The sequence below is a fragment of the Burkholderia sp. WAC0059 genome, from assembly GCF_002870125.1.
Classification (GTDB): Bacteria; Pseudomonadota; Gammaproteobacteria; order Burkholderiales; family Burkholderiaceae; genus Paraburkholderia.
On sequence record NZ_PNEO01000015.1, the window covers coordinates 48,401 to 75,194 of the forward strand.

Below are 26,794 nucleotides of genomic sequence, written 5' to 3' on the forward strand. Positions count from 1 at the left end.
GAGGTCGTCATGAGCGCATCCGGTTCGGGTCGTCAGCCCGATTTCGCCGTGCTCGGCGGTGGCCTGTGCGGCCGTCTCGTCGCCTGGCGGCTGGCCGGCGCGGGGCATCGCGTCGCGCTCTACGAGCGCGGCGATGCCGACGGCTCGCAGGCGGCGGCCTGGGTCGCCGCGGCGATGCTCGCGCCGCTCGCCGAGGCCGCCGTGGCCGAGACGTTGATCGTCGAGCTGGGCGTCGCCTCGCTCGACGCCTGGCCGCGCGTGCTGGCCGAATTGCCCGAGCCGGTGTTTTTCCAGCGCAACGGCACGCTGGTCGTCTGGCACCATGCCGATCGCACCGAAGCGCCGCTTTTCGAGCGCCGCGTGCGCGCGAGCGCGCCGCGCGCGCTGGCCGACGCCGGTTTCGTCGCGCTCGAGGGCGAGCGTCTCGACGAAGCCGAGCCGGCGCTGGCCGGCCGGTTTCCGCGCGGCTGGCTGCTGGCCGGCGAGGGCCAGCTCGACAATCGCCAGGTGCTGCGCGCGCTGGCCGCGGGGCTTGCCGAACGCGGCGTCGAAACGCACTGGAACACGGCCGTCGACGAAGCCGATCTGCCGCGCGCGCGCGTGACGATCGACTGCCGCGGGCTCGGCGCGAAGCCGGTGTGGCCCGCGCTACGCGGCATCCGCGGCGAGGTCGCGCGCATCCATGCGCCGGGTATCGGGCTCTCGCGGCCGGTGCGTCTGCTGCATCCGCGCTATCCGCTCTACGTCGCGCCGAAACAGGACGATGTCTACGTGATCGGCGCGACCGAGATCGAGGGCGAGGACATGTCGCCCGTCAGCGTACGCTCGGCACTGGAGTTATTGAGCGCGGCGTTTGCCGTGCATCCGGCCTTCGGCGAGGCGCGCATCCTCGAGTTCAATTCACAGTGCAGGCCGACGCTGCCCGACCATCGGCCCGCCGTGGTCTGGGACGGCGCGTCGACGCTGCGCGTGAACGGCTTGTACCGGCACGGCTACATGATCGTGCCCGAGGTGGTCGACGAAGTCGTGCGCACGGCCGGGGCGCTCTTCGACGGTCGTATCGCGAACGCGGACACGTTCGGCGACTGGCGTCGCAACGCCCGGTGGGGCGCGCTGCTGCACGACGGACATTCGCGGGAGACGGCTTGAGCGTGCCCTCGGCAGGCACGCGGCATGCCGCGTGCCGCACATGCGCCGGTTCGCCGGCGCGGCATGTTTTCGGTGTATCGGGTAGTCGTCGCCAGCAGAATCAGGGATAGGGACAGCCAACCAGCAGTCATCATGGACATTCACATCAATCAAAAGCCGCTGTCGTTGCCCGACGGCGCGACCGTCGCCGATGCGCTGACCGCATACGGCGCGCGGCCGCCCTACGCGGTCGCGCTGAACGGCGATTTTGTCGCGCGCGCGCAGCATGCCGGGCGCGTCCTGCAGGCGGGCGACCGGCTCGACGTCGTGAGCCCCGTCGCCGGCGGCTAATCAACGAAACGGCCGCCCGTTCGCCTCCCGTCAGACGCAAGGATCTTCTGCCATGGCCCCCACTCCTTCAGCCGACGCGCTCACGCTGTACGGCCAAACTTTCGCCAGCCGCGTGCTGCTCGGCACGTCGCGCTATCCGTCGCTGCAGTCGCTGTCCGATTCGATCGACGCGGGCCGCCCCGGCATGATTACCGTCGCGCTGCGCCGGCAGATGAACGACGGCGCAGCCGGGGCCGGCTTCTTCGATCTGCTCAAGCGCCGCGGCGTGCCGCTCCTGCCGAACACGGCCGGCTGCCAGAGCGTCAGCGAGGCCGTGACGACCGCGCACATGGCGCGCGAAATCTTCGAGACGGACTGGATCAAGCTCGAGCTGATCGGCGACGACTACACGCTGCAGCCGGACCCGGTCGGCCTGATCGAGGCGGCGGCGCGCCTCGTCAAGGACGGCTTCCGGGTGCTGCCGTACTGCACCGAGGATCTCGTCGTCGGGCGCCGCCTGCTCGACGCGGGCTGCGAGGCGCTCATGCCGTGGGGTGCGCCGATCGGCACCGGCAAGGGCGTGGTCAATCCGTACGGGCTCAGGGTGCTGCGCGAGCGGCTGCCGGACGTGCCGCTGATCGTCGATGCGGGGCTCGGCGTGCCGTCGCACGCCTGTCAGGTGATGGAATGGGGTTTCGACGGCGTGCTGCTGAACACGGCCGTCTCGCAGGCCTCGCACCCCGAGGTAATGGCGCGCGCGTTCGCGCAGGGCGTGGAGGCGGGGCGGGCGGCGTATCTGGCCGGCCCGATGGCCGAGCGCGACACCGCCGAGGCGAGCACGCCGGTCGTCGGCATGCCGTTCTGGCATCAGGATGGGAGCAAGACATGACCGATACGCTGCGCTTTGCGGGCCGCGAGCTGTTCTGGCCGCCCGCCGACGAACTGAACGAAGCGGCCGAGCGGATTCGCGCGCGCCTCGGCGACTGGCCCGCCACGCACGCGCCGTGGCGCATCTGCCTGACGCCGCCGGGCGAGCCGAACGGCGGCGACCTGATCATCGCGGCGGACGGGGACGCGCACCGCGCGCATTTCGCGCAGTGGCTCGTGCGCGGCGCGGCCGTCGTCGAGGCGCGCTCGGGCGGCCTTACGCTGCATCTGGGCGGCGAGCGCCACGCGCTCGACGGCGCATTGTCCGAAGACTGGATTCCGGCGCTCGCGGCGTTTCTCGACTGCGGTTTCGCGCCTCACGACGCGCTGGTGCTCGCGCTGGCCTGGCGCGACGGCGACGAGCGCAGCACGGCCGATGCCTGGCCGGTGGACTTCGCGCGCTTTCCGCGCGTCGCGGGTCTGCCCGACGCGCCCGCGCGGCCGTTCGCGCCCTGTCCCGCGCGGCTCGGCCTCTATCCGGTCCTGCCGACGGCCGACTGGGTCGAGCGCGTGCTCGATTGCGGCGTGAAGACGGTCCAGTTGCGCAGCAAGCAGCCGAAGTCCGCGGCGCTCGAGCGCGAGATCGCGCGCTGCGTCGAGGCGGGGCGCCGCCACGACGCGCGCGTCTTCATCAACGACCACTGGCGGGAGGCGCTGGCCGCCGGCGCCTACGGCGTGCATCTGGGGCAGGAGGATCTGCGCGAGGCCGACCTGTCAGCGCTGGCCGCCGCGGGGCTGCGGCTCGGGCTGTCGACGCACGGCTACTACGAGATGCTGACCGCGCTGCACTTCCGTCCGAGCTACGTCGCGCTCGGCGCCGTGTTCGCGACCACCACGAAGGCGATGCCGACCGCGCCGCAAGGGCTCGCGCGGCTCGCCCGTTACGTGAAGCTGTTCGACGGCGTCGTGCCGCTCGTGGCGATCGGCGGCATCGACGGCCTCGCGCTGCCCGGGGTGCTCGCCACCGGCGTGGGCAGCGCGGCCGTCGTGCGCGCCGTGACCGAGGCCGCCGACCCGGCTGCAGCCGTTGCTGCATTGCAACGCGCGTTTACGCAATAATTGTCAGCCAGCACGACGAGGACGGACCGCGAGGACGGCACGATCCGGCGATAGCCGCTCCTGGCAAGGAATCCCGGGCCGGCGGGCCGCGCCGGCTGGGCAGCAGGGGCTTCGGTTTCACGCCCGGGCGTATCCGGCAGCAATTTCACGATGGCCCTATAATTTCGCCTCCGTGTAAAAGGATTGTCAGCTCACGTGCCTCTTCCTTCAGAGACTCTTCTCGAGCTTCGCGACGTCGATTTCGGCTACAACGACCGACTCGTCCTCTCCGGCCTGAACCTGCGCTTCGCGCGCGGTCAGGTGGTGGCGGTCATGGGCGGATCGGGCTGCGGCAAGACGACGGTCCTGCGGCTCATCGGCGGTCTCGTGCAGGCACGGCGCGGCCAGGTGCTGTTTCACGGCGAGGACATCGGCGCGCAGACGCGCGAAGGCCTTTACGCGCTGCGCCGCAAGATGGGCATGCTGTTCCAGTTCGGCGCGCTTTTCACCGACATGTCGGTGTTCGACAACGTCGCGTTCGCGCTGCGCGAACACACCGATCTGCCCGAAGCCCTGATTCGCGACCTCGTGCTGATGAAGCTCAACGCGGTCGGCCTGCGCGGCGCGCGCGACCTCGCGCCGTCGGAGGTGTCGGGCGGCATGGCGCGGCGCGTGGCGCTCGCCCGCGCCATCGCGCTCGACCCCGAGCTGATGATGTACGACGAGCCGTTCGCCGGGCTCGACCCGATTTCGCTCGGCATCACGGCGAACCTGATCCGCACGCTCAACGACGCGCTCGGCGCGACCTCGATCCTCGTCTCGCACGACGTGCCCGAATCGTTCGCGATTGCCGATTACGTCTATTTCCTCGCCAACGGCGGCGTGCTCGCTCAAGGGACGCCGGACGAGCTGCGCGCCTCGACGGACCCGAGCGTGCGGCAGTTCATCGACGGCGCGCCGGACGGTCCGTTCCGGTTCCATTACCCGGCCAACGCCTCGCTCGAGGCGGACTTCGGCATTGGCGGAGGGCGTTCATGATCATCAGCCTGATCGGCCGCGGCGTCATCGACGCGTTCGCGCGTGCGGGCTACGCGGCGCGTTTCTTCGTGCGGCTCGTGCTCGAGTTCTTTCCGCTCCTGCGCCGTCCGCGTCTTGTCACGAAGCAGATCCACTTCGTCGGTAATTATTCGCTGCTCATCATTGCGGTGTCGGGGCTCTTCGTCGGTTTCGTGCTCGGCCTGCAGGGGTATTACACGCTGAACCGCTACGGCTCCGACCAGGCGCTCGGCCTGCTCGTCGCGCTCTCGCTCGTGCGCGAACTCGGGCCCGTCGTCACGGCGTTGCTGTTCGCCGGCCGCGCCGGCACGTCGCTCACGGCCGAGATCGGCCTCATGAAGGCGGGCGAGCAGTTGACCGCGATGGAGATGATGGCGGTCGACCCGCTGCGCATCGTGATCGCGCCGCGCATGTGGGCGGGCGTGATCGCCATGCCGATACTCGCCGCGATCTTCAGCGCGGTCGGCATTCTCGGCGGCTACGTGGTCGGCGTGGTGCTGATCGGCGTCGATGCCGGCGCGTTCTGGTCGCAGATGCAGGCCGGCGTGGACGTCTGGACCGACGTGGGCAACGGCGTCATGAAGAGTATCGTGTTCGGTTTCGCCGTCACGTTCGTCGCGCTCTACCAGGGCTACGAGGCCAAGCCGACGCCGGAGGGCGTCTCGCGCGCGACGACGAAGACGGTGGTGTACGCGTCGCTCGCGGTGCTCGGCCTCGACTTCCTGCTGACCGCACTGATGTTTAGCTGACGGCGCGGACGGCGCCGCCGTCGCAACGGTTTCTGATTGGGATGACGATGAAAAAGACTGCTCTCGACTTCTGGGTCGGCCTGTTCGTGGTGCTGGGCGTGCTGGCGCTGCTGTTTCTCGCGCTCAAGGCCGGCAACATGAGCTCGCTGTCGTTCCAGCCCACCTACGCGGTGAAGCTCAGGTTCGACAACATCGGCGGACTCAAGCCGCGCGCGCCCGTGAAGAGCGCGGGCGTGACGGTGGGTCGCGTCGATTCGATCGGTTTCGACACGAACACCTACCAGGCGCTCGTGACGATCGACATCGACAGGCAGTACCTGTTTCCGAGGGATTCGTCGGCGAAGATTCTGACCGCTGGCCTGCTCGGCGAGCAGTACATCGGCCTTGAACCCGGGGGTGACACGGACATGCTCAAGAATGGCGACACGATCACGATGACGCAGTCGGCCATCGTGCTCGAGAATCTGATCGGGCAGCTTCTCTACAGCAAGGCCGCGGACTCGGGCGCGGCCAAACCGGCGGGCGCGTCGCCCGCTTCGGGCGCGAGCCAGTAAGGAGAACAAGAATGAAGACGAGCGGAATGCGCAAGGTCGCGTTCGCGGCGATGGCGTTAGCTCTCGCAGGGTGTTCGACGGTGCAGACGCCGTCGAAGGACGATCCGTTCGAAGGGTTCAACCGGACGATCTTCAAGTTCAACGACAAGGTCGACCAGTACGCGCTGAGGCCGGCCGCGCAGGGGTATGTGAAGGTCACGCCGAAGCCGGTGCGCGACAGCGTGACGAACTTCTTCTCGAACATCGGCGACGTCTACAACGCCGCGAACGATCTGCTGCAGCTCAAGGTCACCGATGGCGTCGAGGACATCATGCGGCTCGTCATCAACTCGGTCTTCGGGGTCGGCGGCCTGTTCGACGTCGCGACGCTCGCGAAGCTGCCCAAGCACGACCAGGACTTCGGCCTGACGCTCGCCCATTACGGCGTGCCGCCGGGACCGTACCTCGTGCTGCCGCTGCTCGGCCCGAGCACGGTGCGCGACTCGACGGGCTGGGTCGTCAATTACTTCATCAATCCGCTCACCTACGTCGAGCCGGATTCGGCGAGCTGGGGCATTTACGCCGTGAACGTCCTGAGCACGCGCGCGAACCTGCTGGGCGCGAGCGATCTGCTTCAGGGCGCGGCGATCGACCAGTACTCGTTCATGCGCAATACCTATCTGCAGCGGCGACGCTATCTGAGCTCGGCGGATTCCTCGACGGGCGGGCAGGGCACGCCGTTGCCGAATTACGACGTCGACGATGGCGCGGCGGGTGCTGCCGCGCCCGGAGGCGCATCGGCGCCGGCCGTTCCGCAGCCGGCCTCGGGCGCCGCCGGGGCTCCGGCCGACCAGACCGTGCCGCCGGCGCGCTTCGGCACCCCGGGCATGCGGCTGCGCTGACCCGGACTGTACGGCTCGCGCTCGCCTGCCGCGCGGCGGGCGGCGCGGATGCGTGTCGGACGCGTGTGATATCGTTGACCGCTCGTTAGTCCAAAATGGCTCCGAAAGGGTCATTAGGCAGTAAATTTCCCTGCATGCAGGATTTATCATGAAAAAATTCTTTCTGATCCCGCTTTTTGCCGCATTTTTTGCGTTCGTCGGCACGGCTTCGGCCCAGTCCATCGACACGAGTTCTCCGGACGGTATGGTCAAGGCCATCATCCAGCAGGTGATGAATTCGATCCAGAACGACAAGTCGGTCCAGCAGGGCGACATCTCGGAGATCACGAAGCTCGTCAACGAGCAGATCCTGCCGTACACCGATTTCCGCCGCACCACGCAGCTCGCGATGGGCCGTTACTGGCGCACCGCCACGCCCCAGCAGCAGACGCAGGTGGTCGATCAGTTCGAAATGCTCCTGATCCGGACTTATTCGGGCGCGCTCGCCCAGGTGCACAACCAGCAGATCCAGTACCTGCCGTTCCGGGCGGACCCCGGCGACACCGACGTCGTCGTGCGCACGACCGTGATGAACAACGGCTCGCCGGTCGAGCTCGACTACCGCCTCTACAAGACGCCGCAGGGCTGGCGCGTCTACGACATCAACGTGCTCGGCGCGTGGCTGATTCAGGCCTACCAGCAGCAGTTCCAGGAAAAGATCCAGCAGAGCGGCGTCGACGGCCTGATCCAGTTCCTGACCCAGCGCAACCAGCAACTGGCGGCGGGCAAGGCGTCGTGAGCCGCTTCGAAACCGGCGCCACGCTGACTCACGCGAGCGCGAAGGCCGCGCTCGCGGCGGGACTCGAGCGGATTGCCGCGGGCGCGAGCGAAGTCGATTGCACGTCGCTCACGCAATTCGACTCGTCGGCCCTTGCCGTGCTGCTCGCCTGGCAGCGTGCCGCGCACGCGCGCGGCAGCGTGCTCCAGGTCGTCAACCTGCCTTCCGCGCTCGCGAGCCTCGCGCGCGCCTACGGCGTCGATACGCTGCTCGCTGCGCGACATTGACGCGGGCGGCCCCCTGCCGGGCCCCGGGCCGTCCTTCTTCCCGCTGCCTTCTCCGCCAGGTCGGGCGATCCGACTTTGCCCTATAATCAACCGTTTTTTGGGACTTCGATTTGGGGTTTCCAGGCAGGGCAATCTGCCCCCCGATCCCGTTCCCCGCAGCACTCCACGTATCCAGCAGGCGCCGCCGTTCAAAACAGGCGGCGCGGAAGTCATGCCAGCCATAGAAATCAGCAACGTCAAAAAGCGCTACAAACAGCTACAGGCGCTCAAGGGCGTCAGCTTTACGGTCGAAGAGGGCGAGTTTTTCGGGCTGCTCGGCCCGAACGGCGCGGGCAAGACGACGCTCATCAGCATTCTTGCGGGGCTCGCGCGGGCCGACGAAGGACGGGTGGCCGTGCGCGGCCACGACGTCGTCGGCGATTTTCGCGCCGCGCGCCGTGCGCTCGGCGTCGTGCCCCAGGAGCTCGTGTTCGACCCGTTCTTCACGGTGCGCGAGACGCTGCGCATCCAGTCCGGCTACTTCGGCCTGCACAACAACGACGCGTGGATCGACGAGGTGATGGCCAACCTCGATCTCACCGAGAAGGCCGACGTCAACATGCGGGCGCTCTCCGGCGGCATGAAGCGGCGCGTGCTCGTCGCCCAGGCGCTCGTGCACCGTCCGCCCGTCATCGTGCTCGACGAGCCGACGGCCGGCGTGGACGTCGAGCTGCGGCAGACGCTCTGGAAGTTCATCTCGCGCCTGAACCGCGAGGGCCACACGATCGTCCTGACGACGCACTACCTCGAAGAGGCCGAGTCGCTCTGCGACCGCATCGCGATGCTGCGGCGCGGCGAGGTCGTGGCGCTCGAGCGCACGAGCGCGCTGCTGCAGCGTTTCGCCGGTACGCAGCTCTTCCTGCGTTTTTCCGAGGGCGTGCTGCCGGTCGAGCTGCGCGCGCTCGAGGTGGACCCGACCAACGCGGGCGGCCGTCAGCATCTGCTGCGGCTTTCGGGCTACGACGAGGTCGAGCGCATCCTCTCGCAATGCCGCGTGGCCGGCTGCCGGTTCGACGAAATCGAAGTGCGCAAGGCGGATCTGGAGGACGTCTTCCTGCAAGTGATGAGCGGGCCCGAACTGGTCGAGGGGCTGGCATGAGCGGATTCCGCACGCTGTTCTACAAGGAAGTGCTGCGTTTCTGGAAGGTAGCGTTTCAGACCGTGCTCGCGCCCGTCATCACGGCGCTGCTGTACCTGACGATCTTCGGTCACGCGCTGCGCGGCCGCGTAGAGGTGTATCCGGGCGTCGAGTACACGAGCTTCCTGATTCCCGGCCTCGTGATGATGAGCGTGCTGCAGAACGCGTTCGCGAACAGCTCGTCGTCGCTGATCCAGTCGAAGATCACGGGCAACCTCGTGTTCATGCTGCTGCCGCCGCTCTCGGCCCTGGACATGTTCGGCGCCTACGTGCTCGGCTCGGTCGTGCGCGGCCTCGCGGTCGGGCTCGGCGTGCTCGTCGTGACGGTCTGGTTCATCCCGCTCGGCTTCGTCGCGCCGCTCTACATCGTCGCGTTCGCGGTTCTCGGTTCCGCGATCCTGGGCACGCTCGGCCTCATCGCCGGCATCTGGGCCGATAAGTTCGACCAGCTCGCCGCATTCCAGAACTTCCTCATCATGCCGCTCACGTTCCTTTCGGGCGTGTTCTATTCGACGCACACGCTGCCGCCCGTGTGGCGCGAAGTGTCGAGGCTCAACCCGTTCTTCTACATGATCGACGGCTTTCGCTACGGCTTCTTCGGCCTGTCGGACATCGATCCGCTCGCGAGCCTCGCGATCGTCGGCGGGTTTTTCGTCGTGCTCGCCGCGCTCGCGATGCGCATGCTCGCGACCGGCTACAAGCTGCGTCACTGAGAGGGGGATTCCATGTTGCCGACTCCGGAACAGGTCAAGCAGTACATCTCGGCGGGGCTTCCGTGCGAGCATCTCGAGGTCGAGGGCGACGGACAGCATTTCTTCGCGACGATCGTGTCGCCGGGTTTCGAGGGCAAGCGCCTGATCCAGCGGCATCAGCTCGTCTACGCGGCGCTCGGCGATCGCATGCGCGAGGAAATCCACGCGCTCAGCATGAAAACCCTGACTCCCGCCGAATGGCAAAACGCATAATCTGGAACCTCAGTGCGAACGACCCAGGATAACGCCGCCGCCGCGAGCGGCGCCGCCAACGCAAAACATGCGGCGCCGCTTGCCGGCCGCACCGACCAGGACACCACAGGCATGGATAAACTCGTCATCGTCGGCGGGCGCAGGCTCGCGGGGGAAGTCGTCGTGTCCGGCGCGAAGAACGCCGCGCTGCCGATCCTTTGCGCGGGGCTGCTCACTGCCGAGCCGGTTTATCTGGAGAACGTGCCCAACCTGCAGGACGTGCGCACGACGCTCAAGCTGCTCGGCCAGATGGGCGTGCGCGCCGAGCACGCCGGCGACCGTGTGCAGCTCGATGCCTCGAAGGTCGACAACCTCGTTGCGCCCTACGAGCTCGTCAAGACGATGCGGGCCTCGATCCTCGTGCTCGGGCCGCTCGTCGCGCGCTTCGGCGAGGCGAAGGTGTCGCTGCCCGGCGGCTGCGCGATCGGCGCGCGGCCCGTCGACCAGCACATCAAGGGCCTGCAGGCGATGGGGGCCGAAATCAGCATCGAGCACGGCTTCATCGAGGTGCGCGCGAAGCGGTTGAAGGGCGCGCGCATCGTCACCGACATGATCACCGTGACCGGCACCGAGAACCTGCTGATGGCCGCCGTGCTGGCCGACGGCGAGACGGTGATCGAGAACGCCGCGCGCGAGCCGGAGGTCGGCGACCTCGCGAACCTGCTCGTTTCGATGGGCGCGAAGATCGAGGGCATCGGTACCGACCGGCTCGTGGTGCAGGGCGTCGACCGGCTCCACGGCGCGCGCCACCGGGTCGTGCCCGACCGTATCGAGGCCGGCACGTTTCTCTGCGCGGTCGCGGCCGCCGGCGGCGACGTCACGCTGCGCCGCGTGAACGCGCGTCTGCTCGACGCCGTGATCGACAAGCTGCGCGAGGCGGGCGCGAGCATCGAGGAAGGCGACGACTGGCTGCGCGTGCGGATGCACCAGCGCCCGCGCGCCGTCAACGTGCGAACCTCCGAATACCCGGCGTTCCCGACCGACATGCAGGCGCAGTTCATGGCGCTCAACGCGCTGGCGGACGGCACCTCGCAGGTCGTCGAGACGATCTTCGAGAACCGCTTCATGCACGTCCAGGAGCTGAACCGGCTCGGCGCGAGTATCACGATCGACGGCAACACGGCGCTCGTGGCCGGCGTCGCGCAGCTCTCGGGCGCGAAGGTCATGGCCACCGACCTGCGCGCGTCGGCAAGCCTCGTGATCGCCGGGCTGTGCGCCGAGGGCGAGACGCTGATCGACCGCATCTACCACCTCGATCGCGGCTACGACCGCATGGAGGCCAAGCTGACGGGCGTCGGCGCGGCCGTCACGCGCATCAAGGGGAGCGCGGCATGAGCTTCGTGGCGCCGATTCCGGCGAACGCTTCGCCCGCGCCGCTGACGCTGGCGCTCTCGAAAGGGCGTATCTTCGAGGAAACGCTGCCGCTCCTCGCCGCCGCCGGCGTGCAGGTGACCGAGGACCCGGAAACCTCGCGCAAGCTGATCCTGCCGACGACCGACCCGAACCTGCGCGTCATCATCGTGCGCGCGACCGACGTGCCGACCTACGTCGAGTACGGCGCGGCCGACTTCGGCGTCGCGGGCAAGGACGTGCTGCTCGAACACGGCGGCAGCGGCCTGTACCAGCCGATCGACCTCGACATCGCGCGCTGCCGGATGTCGGTCGCGGTTGCGGCCGGCTTCGACTACACGAGCGCCGTGCGCCAGGGCGCGCGGCTGCGCGTGGCGACCAAGTACGTGGCGACGGCGCGCGAGCACTTCGCCGCCAAGGGCGTGCACGTCGATCTGATCAAGCTGTACGGCTCGATGGAACTCGCGCCGCTCGTGGGCCTCGCCGACGCGATCGTCGACCTCGTCAGCTCGGGCGGCACGCTGCGCGCGAACGATCTGGTCGAGGTCGAGGAGATCATGCAGATTTCCTCGCGTCTCGTCGTGAATCAGGCGGCGCTCAAGCTCAAGCGCGCCGCGCTGCGGCCGCTGCTCGACGCGTTCGAGCGCGCTTCGCGGCGCGAGGCGCGCTGACGGAAAGCGGGGGCGGTGCGCCGCGCATCGCGAAACCGGCGGGTTCGCGCCCGCCGCCGCGCCGGTCCCGCGCCGGCCGCATGACTGAAACGGATGGATATCGACATGGGCATCAGGATTCGCAAACTCGATTCGGGCGCCGAAGGATTCAGGCGGGCGCTTAACGCCGTGCTCGCGTTCGAGGCGAGCGAGGACGAGGCGATCGAGCGTTCGGTCGCGCAGATTCTGGCCGACGTGAAGGCGCGCGGCGACGCGGCCGTACTCGAGTACACGAACCGCTTCGACCGGCTCGACGCGACGGCGGTCGCGGCGCTGGAGTTGCCGCAGGCCGAGCTCGAGGCGGCGCTCGAAGGGCTCGAGCCCAAGCGGCGCGCGGCGCTCGAGGCGGCGGCGGCGCGCGTGCGCGGCTACCACGAGAAGCAGCGCATCGAGTGCGGCAGCCATAGCTGGCAGTACACCGAGGCGGACGGCACCGTGCTCGGCCAGAAGGTGACGCCGCTCGACCGCGTCGGCCTCTACGTGCCGGGCGGCAAGGCCGCCTACCCGTCGTCGGTGCTGATGAACGCGATTCCGGCACGCGTGGCCGGCGTGCGCGAGATCGTCATGGTCGTGCCGACGCCCGACGGCGTGAAGAACCCGCTCGTGCTCGCGGCCGCGCTGCTCGGCGGCGTCGATCGCGTGTTCACGATCGGCGGCGCCCAGGCCGTCGGCGCGCTCGCTTACGGCACCGCAACGATTCCGGCCGTCGATAAAATCTGCGGGCCGGGCAATGCCTACGTCGCCTCGGCCAAGCGCCGCGTGTTCGGCACGGTCGGCATCGACATGATCGCCGGGCCGTCCGAAATCCTCGTGATCTGCGACGGCACCACCGACCCGCGCTGGGTCGCGATGGACCTGTTCTCGCAGGCCGAGCACGACGAGCTCGCGCAGTCGATCCTGCTGTGCCCGGACGCGGCGTTCATCGACCGCGTCGAGGCGGCCATCGACGAGCTGCTGCCCACGCTGCCGCGCGCCGCGGTGATCGGCACGTCGCTCGTCAATCGCGGCGCGCTCGTCAAGGTGCGCGACATGGCCGAGGCGTGCGCGATCGCCAACGACATCGCGCCCGAGCACCTCGAAATCTCGGCGCTCGAGCCGCAGCAGTGGGCGAACGAAATCCGCCACGCGGGCGCGATCTTCCTCGGCCGCTACACGAGCGAGAGCCTCGGCGACTACTGCGCGGGGCCCAACCACGTGTTGCCTACGTCCCGTACCGCACGTTTCTCCTCGCCGCTCGGCGTCTATGATTTCCTCAAGCGCTCGAGCCTGATCGAAGTCAGCGCGGAAGGCGCGCAGACGCTCGGCGAAATCGCGGCGGAACTCGCTTACGGCGAAGGCCTGCAGGCCCACGCGCGCAGCGCCGAATACCGGATGAAGCCGGTCTGACGCGAGTTCGCGCGCGCCGGTTCCGTTGCCGGCGCGCGCATCTCGACGAAACCGCCCAGCCACACCACACCGCAACGACAACCCGCGATCCCGAAGCCGCCGAGCCGGATCGGCCCGCCATGACAACCCCACAAGACATCATTCGTCGCGAAGTGCTCGCGATGACGGGCTACCCGGTGCCCGACGCGACCGGCTTCGTCAAACTCGACGCGATGGAGAACCCGTTCCCGCTGCCGCCCGAGCTGGCCGCGCGGCTCGGCGAGCGTTTGGCCGGCGTGGCGCTGAACCGCTATCCGGCGCCGCGTCCGGAGGCGCTGATCGCGAAGCTCCGGCACGCGATGGGCGTGCCGCCCGGCTGCGACCTGCTGCTCGGCAACGGCTCCGACGAGATCATCAACATGATCACGGTCGCGTGCGCGAAGCCGGGCGCCACCGTGCTCGCGCCCGTGCCCACGTTCGTGATCTACCAGATGGCGGCGAAGTTCGCGCAGGCCGGCTTCGTCGGCGTGCCGCTGGCCGCCGATTTCACGCTCGACGTCGACGCGATGCTGGCCGCCATTGCCGAGCATCGGCCCGCCGTGATCTGGCTCGCGTATCCGAACAACCCGACCGGCACGCTGTTCGATGACGGCGCGATCGAGCGCATCGTCGCGGCGGCGTCGCACAGCCTCGTCGTGATCGACGAGGCGTACCAGCCGTTTGCGGGGCAAAGCTGGATGGCGCGCGTGGACGACTTCGACAACGTCGTCGTGATGCGCACGATGTCCAAGCTCGGGCTCGCCGGCATCCGCCTCGGTTATCTCGCCGGGCGGCCCGCCTGGCTCAACGAGTTCGACAAGGTGCGCCCGCCGTACAACGTGAACGTGCTGACTCAGGCCGCGGCCGATTTTCTGCTCGACCACCTCGACGTGCTCGACGCCCAGGCGGCGCTGCTGCGCGAGGAGCGCGAGCGGCTCGCGGCGGCGGTCGCGCAGTTGCCGGGCGCGCAGGTGTTCGCGAGCGCCGGCAATTTCCTGCTCGTGCGCGTGCCCGATGCGTCGGCGGTGTTCGAGACGCTCCTGTCGGCCCGGGTGCTGATCAAAAACGTGAGTAAAATGCACCCATTGCTGGCCAATTGCGTGCGTCTGACGGTAGGCGCGCCCGACGAAAACGGGCAATTGCTGGCGGCGCTCCGGCTCGTGCTGCACTGAATCCGGATCGCCATGCCGGCGGCGAATGCGCTGCCGGCGGTTTTCTCCCCACTCAAACCCTGTTACGACGTACGACGGGAATTAACGACGGGCGCTATCGGCCCGGTTGAAGGAATTTGCCATGCGCGTCGCGCAAGTCGTTCGCAACACCAGCGAAACGCAAATCCGCGTGAAGATCAATCTGGACGGCACCGGCGAGCAGAAGCTCGCGACCGGCGTGCCGTTCTTCGACCACATGCTCGACCAGATCGCGCGACATGGTCTGATCGATCTGGACATCGAGGCGCATGGCGACCTGCATATCGACGACCATCACACGGTCGAGGACGTCGGCATCACGCTCGGCCAGGCCGTGGCGCAGGCCGTCGGCGACAAGAAGGGCATCCGCCGCTACGGGCACGCCTACGTGCCGCTCGACGAGGCGCTCTCGCGCGTCGTCGTCGACTTCTCGGGCCGCCCCGGCCTCGAATTCCACGTGCCGTTCACGCGCGCGCGCATCGGCTCGTTCGACGTGGACCTGTCGATCGAGTTTTTCCGCGGTTTCGTGAACCACGCGGGCGTCACGCTGCATATCGACAACCTGCGCGGCCTGAATGCCCATCACCAGATGGAGACTGTGTTCAAGGCGTTCGGCCGGGCGCTGCGGATGGCGGTCGAGCTCGACGGGCGGGCCGCGGGGCAGATTCCGTCGACGAAAGGCAGCCTGTAACCCGAGGGGATCGCGCCGGACCGAAACGACGCCGGATCGAAGGAACGCTCGCGGATGGCCGCGCGGACATTTTGTCGCGGACCCTGCGGCGGCGCGGGGCGCGCCGGGACGTATCCGGCGCCCGACAGGCGGAGTTGGGGCTTCGTCCCGCGGCGGCGGATACGCCCGATGCCCGGCCGCGAGGCCAGGCGACGGAACGGTAAACGGATACGAGTGGACGGTCCACGGTACGCGACAGTGCCGGCGGACCAGCAACGGCGGGGCCTTTGGGCCCGATTCGAAATGAAGACTTCAATTGCGATTGTGGATTACGGGATGGGCAACCTGCGCTCGGTGGCCCAGGCGCTTCGGCATGCCGAGCCGGAGGCGGACGTGGCGATCGTCGACCGGCCCGAGGCGATTCGCGCGGCCGACCGCGTCGTGCTGCCCGGCCAGGGTGCGATGCCCGACTGCATGCGCAGCCTTGCCGAATCGGGCCTGCAGGACGCCGTGGTCGAGGCCTCGCGCAGCAAGCCGCTGATGGGCGTCTGCGTGGGCGAGCAGATGCTGTTCGACTGGAGCGCCGAGGGCGACACGCGCGGGCTGGGCCTCTTGCCCGGCAAGGTGGTCCGCTTCGAGCTGGACGGCCGGCTCCAGGACGACGGCTCGCGTTTCAAGGTGCCGCAGATGGGCTGGAACGCGGTGCGCCAGACGCGGCCGCACGCGCTCTGGGAGGGCGTGCCGGACGGCAGCCACTTCTATTTCGTGCACAGCTATTACGTGGTGCCCGACGAGGCCGCGCACACGGTGGGAGAAACCCCGTACGGCGCGTTCTTTACCTCGGCGGTGGCGCGGGATAACATCTTCGCCACCCAATTCCACCCGGAAAAGAGCGCCGCGACAGGGTTGCGCGTCTATCGCAACTTCGTGCACTGGAACCCCTGACATTCCCGAATCGCGCCGGGTCGGCGACGGTCGCGCGGCGCGTTTCGCCTTGCGGCCTCGGCCATCCGGACCCGATTTGTGCGCGCAAGAGCGCCGAAAGAGTTGTACTAAACTAGCGAAACGGCAGCGGATCGGGCTCTTTTTCCCGTGCGGCCGTCCGAAACCAACCCTCCCAGACAACACCCGATTGCTATGCTGCTGATTCCGGCCATCGATCTCAAAGACGGTCACTGCGTGCGCCTCAAACAGGGCGATATGGACCAGGCGACGATTTTCTCCGAGGAACCGGCGGCCATGGCCCGACACTGGGTCGAGCGCGGGGCGCGGCGTCTGCATCTGGTGGACCTGAACGGCGCGTTCGCAGGCAAGCCGAGGAACGAAGAGGCGATTCGCGAGATCATCGCGGAAGTCGGCGACGAAATTCCGATCCAGTTGGGCGGCGGCATCCGCGATCTGGACACGATCGAGCGCTACCTCGACGACGGGCTTTCGTACGTGATCATCGGCACGGCGGCGGTGAAGAACCCGGGTTTCCTCCAGGAGGCCTGCACGGCGTTCGGCGGGCACATCATCGTCGGGCTCGACGCGAAGGACGGCAAGGTGGCCACGGACGGCTGGAGCAAGCTGACGGGCCACGAGGTCGTCGACCTCGCGCGCAAGTTCGAGGACTACGGCGTCGAGTCGGTCATCTACACCGACATCGGTCGCGACGGCATGCTCAAGGGCATCAACATCGAGGCCACGGTGCGCCTCGCGCGCGCCGTGAAGATTCCGGTGATCGCGAGCGGCGGGCTCTCGAATCTGGCCGATATCGACGCGCTCTGCGAGGTCGAGGACGAAGGCATCGAGGGCGTGATTTGCGGCCGCGCGATCTATTCGGGCGACCTCGACTTTTCCGCGGCGCAGACCCGCGCGGACAGCCTGCGCGAGTCCGACGACGCCTGAAAACAACGCTGCGCGCCGGCGCCGGTTGCCGCCGGGGCATCCTGCGCCGGGCGCGACGCAGACGGTGCGTCATGCCGCGGTGGGCGCGCGAAAACTGGAACGGCCGCCGCAATACGGCGCCGGCTACTACTGGCAACATCATGGCTCTGGCTAAACGCATCATCCCCTGCCTCGACGTGACCGCGGGGCGGGTCGTCAAGGGCGTCAACTTCGTCGAACTGCGCGACGCCGGCGACCCCGTGGAGATCGCGCGGCGCTACGACGAGCAGGGCGCCGACGAACTGACCTTTCTCGACATCACCGCGACCTCCGACCAGCGCGACCTGATCCTGCCGATCATCGAGTCGGTCGCCTCCCAGGTGTTCATTCCGCTCACGGTCGGCGGCGGCGTGCGTGCGGTCGAGGACGTCCGGCGCCTGCTCAATGCCGGCGCGGACAAGATCAGCATGAATTCGTCGGCGGTCGCGAATCCGCAGCTCGTGCGCGACGCGGCCGACAAGTACGGCTCGCAGTGCATCGTCGTCGCGATCGACGCGAAACGCGCGGCGGACGACGGCGAGAACGGCGCGCCGCGCTGGGAAGTCTTCACGCACGGCGGCCGCAAGGCGACCGGGCTCGATGCCGTGCAGTGGGCGCGTCGCATGGCCGAACTCGGCGCGGGCGAGATCCTGCTCACGAGCATGGATCGCGACGGCACGAAGAGCGGCTTCGATCTCGCGCTCACGCGCGCCGTGTCGGACGCCGTGCCGGTGCCCGTCATCGCGTCGGGCGGCGTCGGCTCGCTCCAGCATCTGGCCGACGGCATCGTGGAAGGCCATGCCGATGCGGTGCTGGCGGCGAGCATCTTCCACTACGGCGAGCACACGGTCGGCGAGGCCAAGCGCTTCATGGCCCAACAGGGCATTTCGGTGAGGTTGTGACGTGACGGATACGGCAGGAACCTGGCTCGACCGGGTCAACTGGGACGCGAACGGGCTCGTGCCCGTCATCGCGCAGGAAGCGGCTTCGGGCGACGTGCTGATGTTCGCGTGGATGAACCGCGAGGCGCTCGCGAAGACGGTCGAAACCGGCCGCGCCGTGTATTTCTCGCGCTCGCGCAAGCGGCTCTGGTTCAAGGGCGAAGAGTCCGGCCACGTGCAGCACGTGCATGAAATCCGGCTCGACTGCGACGAGGACGTCGTGCTGCTCAAGGTCGAGCAGGTGTCCGGCATCGCGTGCCATACGGGCCGCCACTCGTGCTTCTTCCAGAAATTCGAAGGCACGGCCGACGACGGCGAATGGGTTGCCGTCGATCCCGTGCTGAAAGACCCCGAACACATCTACAAATGACGCAATCGACTGAGCCTCTCCACGATACGCTGCAGCGCCTCGCCGCGGTGATCGACAGCCGCCGGGGCGGCGATCCCGACGCTTCGTACGTCGCGCGCCTCTTTCACAAGGGCGACGACGCGGTGCTGAAGAAGATCGGCGAGGAAGCCACGGAAGTCGTGCTGGCGGCGAAGGACGTGCGCCAGGGCGGCGCGCCGTCGAGCCTCGTCGGCGAGATGGCGGATCTCTGGTTCCACTGTCTCGTGGCGCTTTCGCACTTCGGCCTGAGCCCGGCCGACGTGCTGGCCGAACTCGAGCGCCGCGAGGGACTTTCGGGGCTCGAGGAAAAGGCCTTGCGCAAGCGCCGCGAGCGCGAGCAGAACGGCGACTGACGCGTGCGCCGCCCGGCCGGGCGGTTCCGTGCGCCGGTCGCCCCGATCGGGAGATGCACGCATGTCCATGTCCGGCAGATTCACGCCCCCTCCGTACCCGGATGCCGCCGAGGCCGACCGGCAACGCGGCCTGCGCACGCTCACCCACGTCCTCTATGCGCTCTACGCCGTGTACTGGCTGACGGGCGGCCTGTCGGTGCTGGTGGCCATCATCGTCAACTACGTGAAGCGCGCCGACGTGGCCGGCACGCCGTACGAGGCCCACTTCGCCTGGCAGATCCGCACGTTCTGGCTGGGCCTTGCCGGCCACCTGATCGGCGTCGCGCTGTTTTTCGTGGTGATCGGCATTCCCATCCTGTGGGCTGTCGCGATCTGGACGTTGTACCGTATCATCAAGGGCTGGCTGTATCTGTACGACAGCAAGCCGCTGCCGAACCCGCGCGGGTGGTTTTGAAGCCGCTTTTCACCGCTTCGAGACTCGCTCCTTCACGGTTTTCCGCGCGTCCGAGTCCCGTTGCACGCCTCGCGTGCGAGGAGCACGATGAGTACCATGAGCCACGACCGCAGCACCTGTCTTTTCTGCAAGATCGCCGACGGCGACATTCCGGCTACCCGGGTCTACGAGGACGACGAATTCGTCGCGTTCCGCGACATCCGCCCGGCGGCCGAAACCCACGTGCTCGTCATTCCGCGCCAGCACATCGCCACGCTCTCCGACTGCGGCGAAAGCGAAGCGCCGCTGCTTGGTAGAATGCTCGTGCTGGTGGCGCGCCTTGCCAAAGAGCTCGGCGTGGCGTACACGGGCGGCGATACCGGCTTTCGCACGGTCGTGAACACGGGCCCGGGCGGCGGACAGGAGGTTTATCACCTGCACGCGCATCTGCTGGCCGGGCCGCGTCCGTGGCAGCGGATGGGCTGACGCGCGAAGCGCACGGAATTGACGGCCCGTTGCATTTCCGCGAGACGCGGCGGAGCGCACGGGCACGAAAAACGCCGCGTCCGGGGCCGGACGCAGGGCGGACACGTTTTTTGCCGCAGGGCAGCAGGGCGGCGGGGTTAATGGAGATTGTTGATCATGGGTTCGTTTAGCATTTGGCATTGGCTGATCGTTCTGTTGATCGTGGCGCTCGTGTTCGGCACGAGGAAGCTGCGCAACATCGGCAGCGATCTGGGCGGTGCGGTCAAGGGTTTCAAGGAAGGCATGCGCGACAGCGAGGCGGCCGATACGTCGGCGCAAAAGCGCGAACTGGCGGCGAATGCCGACGCGGTGGACGTCGACGCGAAGGAAAAGGACGCGCATACCAACGACGCGCACTGAGCCGGTTTTCTCCCCCTATCGCGAGCTGACGGAAACTCCCATTCATGCTGGATCTGGGTCTCACCAAGATGGCGTTGATCGGCGTGGTCGCGCTGGTCGTACTCGGGCCGGAGCGGCTGCCGCGCGTGGCGCGCACGGCCGGCGCACTGTTTGGCCGCGCGCAGCGCTACATCAACGACGTCAAGGCGGAAGTGACGCGCGAAATCGAAATGGACGAGCTGCGTCGCATGAAGACCGAATTCGAGCAGGCGGCGCACAACGTCGAGAACACGGTCCACGACAACCTGCGCAAGCAGGAGACGGAACTGAACGAAGCGTGGAACGCGGGCACGTCGATTTCGCCGGGCATGCCGGGGACGCCGGGCAACCTGATGCCGGCGTATCCCGATGCGCTCGCCGGCCCGGGCGTCGCGGAACCGGTGGCGTCGTGGCGCGCGGGCGGGAACGTCAACGGGAGCGGCAGCGGCGCGGCCGCGACGACTCGGGCCACGCGCCGGAACTGGCGCGTGAAGCAGACGGCCACGCCGACCTGGTACAAGCGCGCGACGCTGCGCCGTACGCGCGTGCAGTCGGGCGCCGCGCGCGTCGCGCAGCATACGCCGGCGAGCCTGCGTCGTCCGGTGCGTTTCTTCTGATGCCGCGCACGATCACATTCAACCGAGGGCCGGTGTGAGCGACCCCCAGCAAAACCAGAACGAAGGCACCGAAGAGACCTTCATTTCCCACCTCGTCGAGTTGCGTGAACGGATTATCCGGGCCGGCGCGTCGGTGATCGTCGTGTTCGTCGCGCTCGTCTACTGGGCGCCGGACATCTTCCGGCTGCTCGCGCGGCCGCTGATGCAGAACTTGCCGCAAGGCGGCAAGATGATCGTCACCGACGTGACCGGCTCGTTCTTCGTGCCGATGAAAGTGACGATGCTCGTCGCGTTCGTGATCGCGCTGCCGGTCGTGCTCTACCAGATCTGGGCATTCGTCGCGCCGGGCCTTTACCAGCACGAGAAGCGGCTCGTCGCGCCGCTCGTCGGCAGCAGCTACGCGCTGTTCCTGTGCGGGATGGCGTTCGCGTACTTCGTCGTGTTTCCGACCATCTTTCGCGTGATGGCGCACTACAACGCGCCGCTCGGCGCGCAGATGACGACCGACATCAACAACTACCTGAGCTTCGTGCTGACGATGTTCATGGCGTTCGGCGTGACGTTCGAGGTGCCGATCGTCGTCGTGCTGCTCGTCCGCATGGGCATTCTGAGCGTGAAGAAGCTCAGGCAGATCCGGCCCTACGTGGTTGTCGGCGCGTTCATCGTCGCGGCCGTCGTTACGCCGCCCGACGTGTTTTCCCAACTGATCCTCGCGTTGCCGCTCATCGTGCTCTACGAGGCCGGGATCATCGCGGCGCGGATTTTCGTCGGCAAGGGCGAGAAAGTGGACGCCGCCGATCACAGCGAGGCGGCCGGCTGAGCCGCGGGCCGGGCGGCGGGTTCAGGACCGGGTTCGGAGCCGGGGTCCAAGGAAAAGGCCGCGCAATGCGCGGCTTTTTTCATTCTTCCCCGTGCATCGACGGCTAACCTCCGCCGCCGTCATCCTCGTCGCCTTCGTCCTCGTCGGTCTGTTTCGGCGGCGGCGGGCGCTTGCCGATGATCACGTCGATGTCGAGATCCTGTTTCCGGCGCACGAGATGGACCTTCGCGTCGGTTCCCGGCTTGATCTGAGCGATGACGTTCAGAAGACGCGTCGTGTCGGTGATGTCCGCGCCGTTGACGCTCAAGAGGACGTCGCCCGGCTTGATGCCCGCCTTGTCGGCCGGCCCGCCCTGCAGCACGCCCGCGACGATGGCGCCCGAATTCTGGTTCAGGCCGAACGATTCGGCGATTTCGGGCGTGACGTCCTGCGGCTCGACGCCGATCCAGCCGCGCGTGACGGTGCCCGTCGTGATGATGCTCTCGAGCACGCTGCGCGCGGTCGACACGGGAATGGCGAAGCCGATGCCGAGCGAGCCGCCCGAGCGCGAGTAGATCGCGGTATTGATGCCGAGCAGGTTGCCGTAGACATCGACGAGCGCGCCGCCCGAATTGCCGGGGTTGATCGGCGCGTCGGTCTGGATGAAGTTCTCGAACGTGTTGATGCCGAGGTGGTTGCGGCCGAGCGCGCTGACGATGCCCATCGTCACCGTCTGGCCGACGCCGAACGGGTTGCCGATGGCGAGCACGACGTCACCGACGCGCACCCGGTCCATCCGGCCCAGCGTGATGGCGGGCAGGTTCGGCAGGTTGATCTTCAGCACGGCGAGATCGGTTTCCGGATCGGCGCCGATGACTTTCGCGGTGGTCGTGCGGCCATCGGACAGGGCGATTTCGATTTCGTCCGCGCCGTCGATGACATGCTGGTTCGTTAGAATGTAGCCTTCCGGGCTTACGATGACACCCGAACCGAGGTTGGTCGCGGGTTGTTCCTGCTGCTGGCGGCCGTGGTTGCGATTGCCGAAGAAGTAGCGGAAGAGCGGATCGTTCCGGCGCGGGTCGGGCGGCAGCGACCCGTCCTTGCTGGAGAAAATGTTGACGACCGCGGGCATGGCCTTTTGCGCCGCGTCGGCGTAGGAGTCCGCCGCACGGCCGCCTGCGAGGCCGGGCGCCACTTCCCGCAGCGCGACGATCGGCTCGGCCAACTGCTGTCCGAGCTCCCCCTGATGCTGCAGCCACTGCGGCTTGAGCGTCACGACGATGAACATCAGTGCCAGCAGGACCGTCACCGCCTGGGCGAAGAACAGCCAAAAGCGTCTAAGCATCTGAAGACAAGGGGTTTATATGGATCGGATCGAACTGGAATTGTATCTGAACAATCTTCTCGGAATCTCGCGCTTCAGGGACTATTGCCCCAACGGTCTGCAAGTCGAGGGGCGCCGCCGCGTCGAGAAGATCGCGACCGGCGTCACGGCCTCGCTGGCGTTTCTCGAGGCTGCGCTGGAATGGGGTGCGGACGCCGTGCTCGTCCATCACGGCTACTTCTGGCGCAACGAGGCGCCGCAGGTCACGGGCCGCAAGTACCGGCGGCTCAGGTTGCTGCTCGCCAACGACCTGAACCTGTTCGCCTATCACCTGCCGCTCGACGATCACCCCGAGTTCGGCAATAACGCGCAGATCGGTGCGAAGTTCGGCTGGATCGGCGACGCGCGTTTCGGCGACCAGGACCTCGGCTGGCTGGCGACGCTGCCGATGTCGATCACGCTCGCGCACTTCACGGCCGAAGTCGAGCAGACGCTCGGCCGCGCGCCGCTCGTGTTCGGCGATCCCGACTGGGAACTGCGCCGGGTCGCGTGGTGCACGGGCGCGGCGCAGGGCTATTTCGACGCGGCCATCGAGGCCGGCGCCGACGTGTTCCTGACGGGCGAGGTGTCCGAGCAGACCATGCACACGTCGGCCGAAAGCGGCGTGGCGTTCCTCGCGGCCGGGCATCACGCGACCGAACGCTTCGGTGTGCAGGCGCTGGGCGCGCACCTGTCGGAGTCGTTCGACGTCGAGCATCTCTTCATCGACATTCATAACCCGATTTAAATCGTCGGGAATGGCGAAAATCGGGAAGGGAAACGGGGAAGCCGCAAAAATCTTACGAAACGGTTTCATTTCCTGTTTCCTGGTGGCGCGTGAAAATTACGATATATCAATGGCTTATGGCGTTTTGGGAGACGCGCCCCTTGTAATTGGCAACCCTGATCGCGCAAACTGGCGACCTCGCTCGGCGCGGCGGAGCGGAAAAATTCAGTTCGGAATTGGGGCGGGGTAATGCGAGACAAGGACAACGACGGCGTCGACAACAGCCGTCGCACCTGGCTGATCGCGACGTCGGTGGCGGGTAGTGTGGGGGGCGTGGCCTCCGTCGTGCCGTTCGTCGCCTCGTTCGCTCCGTCCGAAGAGGCCCGGGCGGCCGGCGCGCCGGTCGAAGTCGACATCGGAGGCCTCGCGCCCGGCAGCATGGTCACCGTGGCCTGGCGCGGCAAGCCCGTCTGGGTGCTGAACCGGACCGGGCGCATGCTGGCCGACGTCAGGAAGGCCGATCCGGACCTCGTCGACCCGCACTCCCTGAATCCGTACTCGATGCCGATGCCGGACTATTGCCTGAACGAATACCGTTCGCGGGTCGAGCACCGGAACATCCTTGTGGTCGTCGCCATCTGCACGCATCTGGGCTGCATGCCGACGCCGCGTTTCCAGGAGGGTCCGCAGCCCAATCTGCCCGACGACTGGCCCGGCGGCTTCCTTTGCCCCTGCCACGGCTCAACCTACGACCTGGCCGGCCGCGTGTTCAAGAACCAGCCCGCGCCGCAGAATCTCGACGTCCCGCGCTACATGTTCGCCTCGCCGACGCGGCTTCTGATCGGCCAGGACGAGAAAGGGGAAGCGTGATGGCCACGGGCCCCGAATCGGGAAACGAGGTCCGGCCGGCCGGCCTCGCCGGCTGGATCGATCGCCGCTTTCCGTTGGCGGCGCTTTGGCGCGCCTACATGTCGGAGTACTACGTACCGAAGAACCTGAACTTCTGGTACTTCTTCGGTTCGCTCTCGCTGCTCGTGCTCGTGAACCAGATCGTCACCGGCATCTTTCTCACGATGAGCTACAAGCCCGACGCGACGCTTGCGTTCGCGTCGGTCGAGCACATCATGCGCGACGTGCCGTGGGGCTGGCTGATCCGCTATCTGCACTCGACGGGCGCCTCGCTGTTCTTCGTCGTCATCTATCTGCACATGTTCCGCGGGCTGCTGTACGGTTCGTATCGCGAGCCGCGCGAACTCGTGTGGATTTCCGGCTGCCTGATCTTCCTGTGCCTCATGGCCGAGGCGTTCTTCGGCTACCTGCTGCCGTGGGGGCAGGTGTCGTACTGGGGCGCGCAGGTGATCGTGAATCTCTTTTCGGCCATTCCGTTCGTAGGCTCCGATCTCGCGCTGTGGATACGGGGCGACTACGTCGTCTCCGACGTCACGCTGAACCGCTTCTTCGCCTTCCACGTGATCGCGATTCCGCTCGTGCTGGTCGGGCTCGTGGTCGCACACGTCGTCGCGCTGCGCGAGGTCGGCTCGAACAATCCGGACGGCGTCGAGATCAAGGACCGGACGGACGAAAACGGCATCCCGCTCGACGGCGTGCCGTTCCATCCGTACTACTCGGTGCGCGATTTTTTCGGCGCCTGCATTTTCCTCGCGATATTCGCCGCGATCGTGTTTTTCGCGCCGGAGATGGGCGGCTATTTCCTCGAAGCCAACAATTTCGCACCGGCCAACCCGCTGCAGACGCCGTCCGAAATCTCGCCCGTCTGGTACTTCACCGCGTTTTACGCGATGCTGCGCGCGGTCACCGATTCCTTCAAGATCGTGCTGATGATCGTCGTCGCGTTGCTCGGCCTGCTCGCGCTCGTCCGCGCGCGCGGGCGCCGGCGCGTCGCGCTGCCCGCGCTCGCGGCGCTGGCCGTCGTCGCCATGTTTTTCACCGACGCGAAGTTATGGGGCATCGTCGTGATGGGGACGGCCGTTCTGGTCCTGTTTTTTCTGCCGTGGCTCGACCGCTCGCCCGTCAAGTCGATTCGGTATCGGCCCTTTTTCCATAAGGTCTTTCTCGGCATCTTCGCCGCCGCTTTCCTGACCCTGGGTTTCCTCGGTACGCGGCCGCCTTCGCCGGCGGCCACGTCGATTGCCCAGTGCTGTGCCCTTATCTATCTGGCGTTCTTCCTCGGCATGCCGTTCTGGACGGGCCTCGGCACATTCCGGCAGCCGCCCGAACGCATTGATTACCGGTCCCATTCGCGGCGGGCGAGGAGAAATCAACCGTGAAAAGGCGGTTTTCGGTCTTCGTCCGGCGCGGTGCGGCGTGTCTGCTGGCTCTCGCCTGCGCGCTGGCGGTCGGGCCCGCCTCTGCCGACGGCAATATTCCGCTCGACCACGCCCCCGATAACAGCGAAAATCTTGCCTCTCTGCAACACGGGGCACAATTGTTTGTAAACTATTGCCTGAGTTGCCATAGCGCGAATCTGATGCGCTATAGCCGGCTGGAGGATCTCGGCATTTCGCGGCAGTCCCTCGAGACGAATCTGCTGATCCCGGCCGACAGGGTGGACGGCACGATGTCCGTTGCGATGCGCCCCGACGACGCGAAAGCGTGGTTCGGCGTGGTGCCGCCGGACCTTTCCCTCGAGGCGCGCGTGCGCGGCCGCGACTGGCTGTATACGTATCTGCGCAGCTTCTATCGGGACGATACGCGCCCGACCGGCTGGAACAACCTCGTGTTCGAGAACGTGAGCATGCCTCACGTGCTGTGGCAGTTGCAGGGCGTGCGCACGGCGAAGTTCGAGGACGTCGTCGACGGGCGCACCGGGAAAACGGTGCGCCGATTCGTGGGGTTCCGGCAGGTGAGCGCAGGGACGATGTCGCCGGTGGATTATGATGCTGCCGTGGCCGACCTGGTGGCGTACATGTCGTGGATGGCCGAGCCGGAGAGAAATACCCGGCGACAGATCGGCGTATGGGTGTTGCTGTTCCTTGGCATCCTGAGTTTTTTTGCATGGCGGCTCAACGCCGCTTACTGGAAAGATATCAAATAGGCACGTCCTGACCGACGTGGGGCCGGCGCAACGGGAAACCGGACAAGCGGTTTGCTGCGCGCGCTGGCCTTTGGGTTTTTTGAGGAAACGTAAAT

Annotated in this window: 33 protein-coding genes; 32 read left to right on the forward strand and 1 reads right to left on the reverse strand. The window is 67.3% G+C overall.

All coding sequences use genetic code 11. The annotated features are described in order from the left end of the window. Window positions 1-9 precede the first annotated feature (9 nt). The 28 genes from CY652_RS16085 (at window position 10) to tatC (ending at window position 21,575) form a co-directional block, all read left to right on the forward strand. Complete coding sequence (locus CY652_RS16085) at window positions 10-1,149, forward strand: FAD-dependent oxidoreductase (protein ID WP_102131711.1); 1,140 nt, start codon at window positions 10-12, stop codon at window positions 1,147-1,149. Between the two features lie 132 nt (window positions 1,150-1,281). After that, window positions 1,282-1,479 (forward strand): sulfur carrier protein ThiS, encoded by a 198-nt coding sequence (thiS, locus tag CY652_RS16090; RefSeq protein WP_102131712.1) that lies wholly within the window; start codon window positions 1,282-1,284, stop codon window positions 1,477-1,479. A 52-nt stretch (window positions 1,480-1,531) separates the two neighbouring features. Then, entirely contained in the window at window positions 1,532-2,347 is an 816-nt protein-coding gene (locus tag CY652_RS16095; protein ID WP_102131713.1) for a thiazole synthase, read from the forward strand. Next, window positions 2,344-3,444, forward strand: a complete 1,101-nt coding sequence (thiE, locus tag CY652_RS16100) for a thiamine phosphate synthase (RefSeq protein ID WP_102131714.1) — start codon at window positions 2,344-2,346, stop codon at window positions 3,442-3,444. The genes CY652_RS16095 and thiE overlap by 4 nt, the downstream gene beginning before the upstream one ends. A 195-nt stretch (window positions 3,445-3,639) precedes the next feature. Next, on the forward strand, window positions 3,640-4,461 hold the full coding sequence (locus CY652_RS16105; RefSeq protein WP_102131715.1) for an ABC transporter ATP-binding protein: 822 nt from the start codon (window positions 3,640-3,642) through the stop codon (window positions 4,459-4,461). Then, complete coding sequence (mlaE, locus tag CY652_RS16110; RefSeq protein ID WP_102131797.1) at window positions 4,461-5,228, forward strand: lipid asymmetry maintenance ABC transporter permease subunit MlaE; 768 nt, start codon at window positions 4,461-4,463, stop codon at window positions 5,226-5,228. The genes CY652_RS16105 and mlaE overlap by 1 nt, the downstream gene beginning before the upstream one ends. A 41-nt stretch (window positions 5,229-5,269) precedes the next feature. Beyond that, window positions 5,270-5,782, forward strand: coding sequence for an outer membrane lipid asymmetry maintenance protein MlaD (gene mlaD, locus CY652_RS16115; RefSeq protein ID WP_102131716.1), 513 nt, complete (start codon window positions 5,270-5,272; stop codon window positions 5,780-5,782). A gap of 11 nt (window positions 5,783-5,793) precedes the next feature. Continuing rightward, window positions 5,794-6,663, forward strand: a complete 870-nt coding sequence (locus CY652_RS16120) for an MlaA family lipoprotein (protein ID WP_102131717.1) — start codon at window positions 5,794-5,796, stop codon at window positions 6,661-6,663. Between the two features lie 148 nt (window positions 6,664-6,811). Beyond that, a complete protein-coding gene (locus CY652_RS16125; protein ID WP_102131718.1) occupies window positions 6,812-7,441 on the forward strand; it encodes an MlaC/ttg2D family ABC transporter substrate-binding protein in 630 nt (209 codons plus the stop codon). After that, the gene (locus CY652_RS16130) at window positions 7,438-7,707 is read left to right on the forward strand and encodes an STAS domain-containing protein (RefSeq protein ID WP_102131719.1); all 270 of its coding nucleotides are present in this window, start codon (window positions 7,438-7,440) and stop codon (window positions 7,705-7,707) included. Before CY652_RS16125 ends, CY652_RS16130 begins: the two co-directional genes overlap by 4 nt. Before the next feature lie 211 nt (window positions 7,708-7,918). Then, window positions 7,919-8,845, forward strand: a complete 927-nt coding sequence (locus CY652_RS16135; protein ID WP_102131720.1) for an ABC transporter ATP-binding protein — start codon at window positions 7,919-7,921, stop codon at window positions 8,843-8,845. Continuing rightward, entirely contained in the window at window positions 8,842-9,597 is a 756-nt protein-coding gene (locus CY652_RS16140) for an ABC transporter permease (protein WP_102131721.1), read from the forward strand. Before CY652_RS16135 ends, CY652_RS16140 begins: the two co-directional genes overlap by 4 nt. Before the next feature lie 12 nt (window positions 9,598-9,609). Then, the gene (locus CY652_RS16145; protein ID WP_102131722.1) at window positions 9,610-9,849 is read left to right on the forward strand and encodes a BolA family protein; all 240 of its coding nucleotides are present in this window, start codon (window positions 9,610-9,612) and stop codon (window positions 9,847-9,849) included. A 111-nt stretch (window positions 9,850-9,960) separates the two neighbouring features. Continuing rightward, window positions 9,961-11,223 carry a UDP-N-acetylglucosamine 1-carboxyvinyltransferase gene (gene murA, locus CY652_RS16150; RefSeq protein WP_102131798.1) on the forward strand — a complete coding sequence of 421 codons (1,263 nt, stop codon included), beginning with the start codon at window positions 9,961-9,963 and terminating at the stop codon, window positions 11,221-11,223. Next, window positions 11,220-11,909: an ATP phosphoribosyltransferase gene (gene hisG, locus CY652_RS16155; protein ID WP_102131723.1), complete on the forward strand. Its 690-nt coding sequence runs from the start codon at window positions 11,220-11,222 to the stop codon at window positions 11,907-11,909. The genes murA and hisG overlap by 4 nt, the downstream gene beginning before the upstream one ends. A gap of 105 nt (window positions 11,910-12,014) precedes the next feature. Then, complete coding sequence (gene hisD, locus CY652_RS16160; protein ID WP_102131799.1) at window positions 12,015-13,334, forward strand: histidinol dehydrogenase; 1,320 nt, start codon at window positions 12,015-12,017, stop codon at window positions 13,332-13,334. A 119-nt stretch (window positions 13,335-13,453) separates the two neighbouring features. Beyond that, window positions 13,454-14,524: a histidinol-phosphate transaminase gene (gene hisC / locus CY652_RS16165; protein ID WP_102131724.1), complete on the forward strand. Its 1,071-nt coding sequence runs from the start codon at window positions 13,454-13,456 to the stop codon at window positions 14,522-14,524. Window positions 14,525-14,645: 121 nt separating this feature from the next. Next, a complete protein-coding gene (gene hisB, locus CY652_RS16170) occupies window positions 14,646-15,233 on the forward strand; it encodes an imidazoleglycerol-phosphate dehydratase HisB (protein ID WP_102131800.1) in 588 nt (195 codons plus the stop codon). A gap of 282 nt (window positions 15,234-15,515) precedes the next feature. Continuing rightward, a complete protein-coding gene (gene hisH, locus CY652_RS16175; RefSeq protein WP_102131725.1) occupies window positions 15,516-16,157 on the forward strand; it encodes an imidazole glycerol phosphate synthase subunit HisH in 642 nt (213 codons plus the stop codon). A 192-nt stretch (window positions 16,158-16,349) separates the two neighbouring features. Further along, window positions 16,350-17,102, forward strand: a complete 753-nt coding sequence (gene hisA / locus CY652_RS16180) for a 1-(5-phosphoribosyl)-5-[(5-phosphoribosylamino)methylideneamino]imidazole-4-carboxamide isomerase (protein WP_102131726.1) — start codon at window positions 16,350-16,352, stop codon at window positions 17,100-17,102. A 140-nt stretch (window positions 17,103-17,242) separates the two neighbouring features. Then, window positions 17,243-18,022 (forward strand): imidazole glycerol phosphate synthase subunit HisF, encoded by a 780-nt coding sequence (gene hisF / locus CY652_RS16185; protein ID WP_102131801.1) that lies wholly within the window; start codon window positions 17,243-17,245, stop codon window positions 18,020-18,022. Window position 18,023: 1 nt separating this feature from the next. Then, complete coding sequence (gene hisI, locus CY652_RS16190; RefSeq protein WP_102131727.1) at window positions 18,024-18,431, forward strand: phosphoribosyl-AMP cyclohydrolase; 408 nt, start codon at window positions 18,024-18,026, stop codon at window positions 18,429-18,431. Next, window positions 18,428-18,802 carry a phosphoribosyl-ATP diphosphatase gene (locus tag CY652_RS16195; RefSeq protein WP_102131728.1) on the forward strand — a complete coding sequence of 125 codons (375 nt, stop codon included), beginning with the start codon at window positions 18,428-18,430 and terminating at the stop codon, window positions 18,800-18,802. The genes hisI and CY652_RS16195 overlap by 4 nt, the downstream gene beginning before the upstream one ends. Window positions 18,803-18,869: 67 nt before the next feature. After that, window positions 18,870-19,256: a DUF4870 family protein gene (locus CY652_RS16200; RefSeq protein WP_258002336.1), complete on the forward strand. Its 387-nt coding sequence runs from the start codon at window positions 18,870-18,872 to the stop codon at window positions 19,254-19,256. 96 nt (window positions 19,257-19,352) lie between these two features. Then, the gene (locus CY652_RS16205; protein WP_102131802.1) at window positions 19,353-19,721 is read left to right on the forward strand and encodes a histidine triad nucleotide-binding protein; all 369 of its coding nucleotides are present in this window, start codon (window positions 19,353-19,355) and stop codon (window positions 19,719-19,721) included. A 156-nt stretch (window positions 19,722-19,877) separates the two neighbouring features. After that, window positions 19,878-20,120 carry a Sec-independent protein translocase subunit TatA gene (gene tatA / locus CY652_RS16210; RefSeq protein WP_102131730.1) on the forward strand — a complete coding sequence of 81 codons (243 nt, stop codon included), beginning with the start codon at window positions 19,878-19,880 and terminating at the stop codon, window positions 20,118-20,120. A 44-nt stretch (window positions 20,121-20,164) separates the two neighbouring features. Then, complete coding sequence (tatB, locus tag CY652_RS16215; protein WP_102131731.1) at window positions 20,165-20,755, forward strand: Sec-independent protein translocase protein TatB; 591 nt, start codon at window positions 20,165-20,167, stop codon at window positions 20,753-20,755. 34 nt (window positions 20,756-20,789) lie between these two features. After that, on the forward strand, window positions 20,790-21,575 hold the full coding sequence (gene tatC, locus CY652_RS16220) for a twin-arginine translocase subunit TatC (RefSeq protein ID WP_102131732.1): 786 nt from the start codon (window positions 20,790-20,792) through the stop codon (window positions 21,573-21,575). Window positions 21,576-21,678: 103 nt separating this feature from the next. Here tatC and CY652_RS16225 read toward each other — a convergent pair whose 3' ends face one another. Beyond that, a complete protein-coding gene (locus CY652_RS16225) occupies window positions 21,679-22,899 on the reverse strand; it encodes a Do family serine endopeptidase (RefSeq protein WP_102131733.1) in 1,221 nt (406 codons plus the stop codon). A 19-nt stretch (window positions 22,900-22,918) separates the two neighbouring features. On the opposite strand from CY652_RS16225, the gene CY652_RS16230 reads away from it, so the two are divergent. The 4 genes from CY652_RS16230 to CY652_RS16245 all read left to right on the forward strand — a co-directional run bounded on the left by CY652_RS16230 (window position 22,919) and on the right by CY652_RS16245 (window position 26,699). Then, a complete protein-coding gene (locus CY652_RS16230) occupies window positions 22,919-23,665 on the forward strand; it encodes a Nif3-like dinuclear metal center hexameric protein (RefSeq protein ID WP_102131734.1) in 747 nt (248 codons plus the stop codon). Window positions 23,666-23,893: 228 nt separating this feature from the next. Continuing rightward, window positions 23,894-24,514 carry a ubiquinol-cytochrome c reductase iron-sulfur subunit gene (gene petA / locus CY652_RS16235; RefSeq protein ID WP_102131735.1) on the forward strand — a complete coding sequence of 207 codons (621 nt, stop codon included), beginning with the start codon at window positions 23,894-23,896 and terminating at the stop codon, window positions 24,512-24,514. Then, window positions 24,514-25,932 (forward strand): cytochrome b, encoded by a 1,419-nt coding sequence (locus CY652_RS16240; RefSeq protein WP_102131736.1) that lies wholly within the window; start codon window positions 24,514-24,516, stop codon window positions 25,930-25,932. Before petA ends, CY652_RS16240 begins: the two co-directional genes overlap by 1 nt. Then, a complete protein-coding gene (locus CY652_RS16245; protein ID WP_374703666.1) occupies window positions 25,929-26,699 on the forward strand; it encodes a cytochrome c1 in 771 nt (256 codons plus the stop codon). The genes CY652_RS16240 and CY652_RS16245 overlap by 4 nt, the downstream gene beginning before the upstream one ends. Window positions 26,700-26,794 lie beyond the last annotated feature (95 nt).

Bases quoted from the DNA above. Each gene is read 5' to 3' on its own strand.
- CY652_RS16230 (WP_102131734.1), top strand. From the start codon at position 22,919: ATGGATCGGATCGAACTGGAATTGTATCTGAACAATCTTCTCGGAATC.
- hisD (WP_102131799.1), top strand. From the start codon at position 12,015: ATGGGCATCAGGATTCGCAAACTCGATTCGGGCGCCGAAGGATTCAGG.
- mlaD (WP_102131716.1), top strand. From the start codon at position 5,270: ATGACGATGAAAAAGACTGCTCTCGACTTCTGGGTCGGCCTGTTCGTG.
- tatA (WP_102131730.1), top strand. From the start codon at position 19,878: ATGGGTTCGTTTAGCATTTGGCATTGGCTGATCGTTCTGTTGATCGTG.
- CY652_RS16120 (WP_102131717.1), top strand. From the start codon at position 5,794: ATGAAGACGAGCGGAATGCGCAAGGTCGCGTTCGCGGCGATGGCGTTA.
- murA (WP_102131798.1), top strand. From the start codon at position 9,961: ATGGATAAACTCGTCATCGTCGGCGGGCGCAGGCTCGCGGGGGAAGTC.
- hisC (WP_102131724.1), top strand. From the start codon at position 13,454: ATGACAACCCCACAAGACATCATTCGTCGCGAAGTGCTCGCGATGACG.
- hisG (WP_102131723.1), top strand. From the start codon at position 11,220: ATGAGCTTCGTGGCGCCGATTCCGGCGAACGCTTCGCCCGCGCCGCTG.
- hisA (WP_102131726.1), top strand. From the start codon at position 16,350: ATGCTGCTGATTCCGGCCATCGATCTCAAAGACGGTCACTGCGTGCGC.
- tatB (WP_102131731.1), top strand. From the start codon at position 20,165: ATGCTGGATCTGGGTCTCACCAAGATGGCGTTGATCGGCGTGGTCGCG.
- hisH (WP_102131725.1), top strand. From the start codon at position 15,516: ATGAAGACTTCAATTGCGATTGTGGATTACGGGATGGGCAACCTGCGC.
- hisB (WP_102131800.1), top strand. From the start codon at position 14,646: ATGCGCGTCGCGCAAGTCGTTCGCAACACCAGCGAAACGCAAATCCGC.
- thiE (WP_102131714.1), top strand. From the start codon at position 2,344: ATGACCGATACGCTGCGCTTTGCGGGCCGCGAGCTGTTCTGGCCGCCC.
- CY652_RS16140 (WP_102131721.1), top strand. From the start codon at position 8,842: ATGAGCGGATTCCGCACGCTGTTCTACAAGGAAGTGCTGCGTTTCTGG.
- CY652_RS16085 (WP_102131711.1), top strand. From the start codon at position 10: ATGAGCGCATCCGGTTCGGGTCGTCAGCCCGATTTCGCCGTGCTCGGC.
- CY652_RS16225 (WP_102131733.1), bottom strand. From the start codon at position 22,899: ATGCTTAGACGCTTTTGGCTGTTCTTCGCCCAGGCGGTGACGGTCCTG.
- CY652_RS16125 (WP_102131718.1), top strand. From the start codon at position 6,812: ATGAAAAAATTCTTTCTGATCCCGCTTTTTGCCGCATTTTTTGCGTTC.
- CY652_RS16195 (WP_102131728.1), top strand. From the start codon at position 18,428: ATGACGCAATCGACTGAGCCTCTCCACGATACGCTGCAGCGCCTCGCC.
- CY652_RS16135 (WP_102131720.1), top strand. From the start codon at position 7,919: ATGCCAGCCATAGAAATCAGCAACGTCAAAAAGCGCTACAAACAGCTA.
- petA (WP_102131735.1), top strand. From the start codon at position 23,894: ATGCGAGACAAGGACAACGACGGCGTCGACAACAGCCGTCGCACCTGG.
- CY652_RS16095 (WP_102131713.1), top strand. From the start codon at position 1,532: ATGGCCCCCACTCCTTCAGCCGACGCGCTCACGCTGTACGGCCAAACT.
- CY652_RS16205 (WP_102131802.1), top strand. From the start codon at position 19,353: ATGAGCCACGACCGCAGCACCTGTCTTTTCTGCAAGATCGCCGACGGC.
- CY652_RS16200 (WP_258002336.1), top strand. From the start codon at position 18,870: ATGTCCGGCAGATTCACGCCCCCTCCGTACCCGGATGCCGCCGAGGCC.
- CY652_RS16145 (WP_102131722.1), top strand. From the start codon at position 9,610: ATGTTGCCGACTCCGGAACAGGTCAAGCAGTACATCTCGGCGGGGCTT.
- hisF (WP_102131801.1), top strand. From the start codon at position 17,243: ATGGCTCTGGCTAAACGCATCATCCCCTGCCTCGACGTGACCGCGGGG.
- CY652_RS16240 (WP_102131736.1), top strand. From the start codon at position 24,514: ATGGCCACGGGCCCCGAATCGGGAAACGAGGTCCGGCCGGCCGGCCTC.
- thiS (WP_102131712.1), top strand. From the start codon at position 1,282: ATGGACATTCACATCAATCAAAAGCCGCTGTCGTTGCCCGACGGCGCG.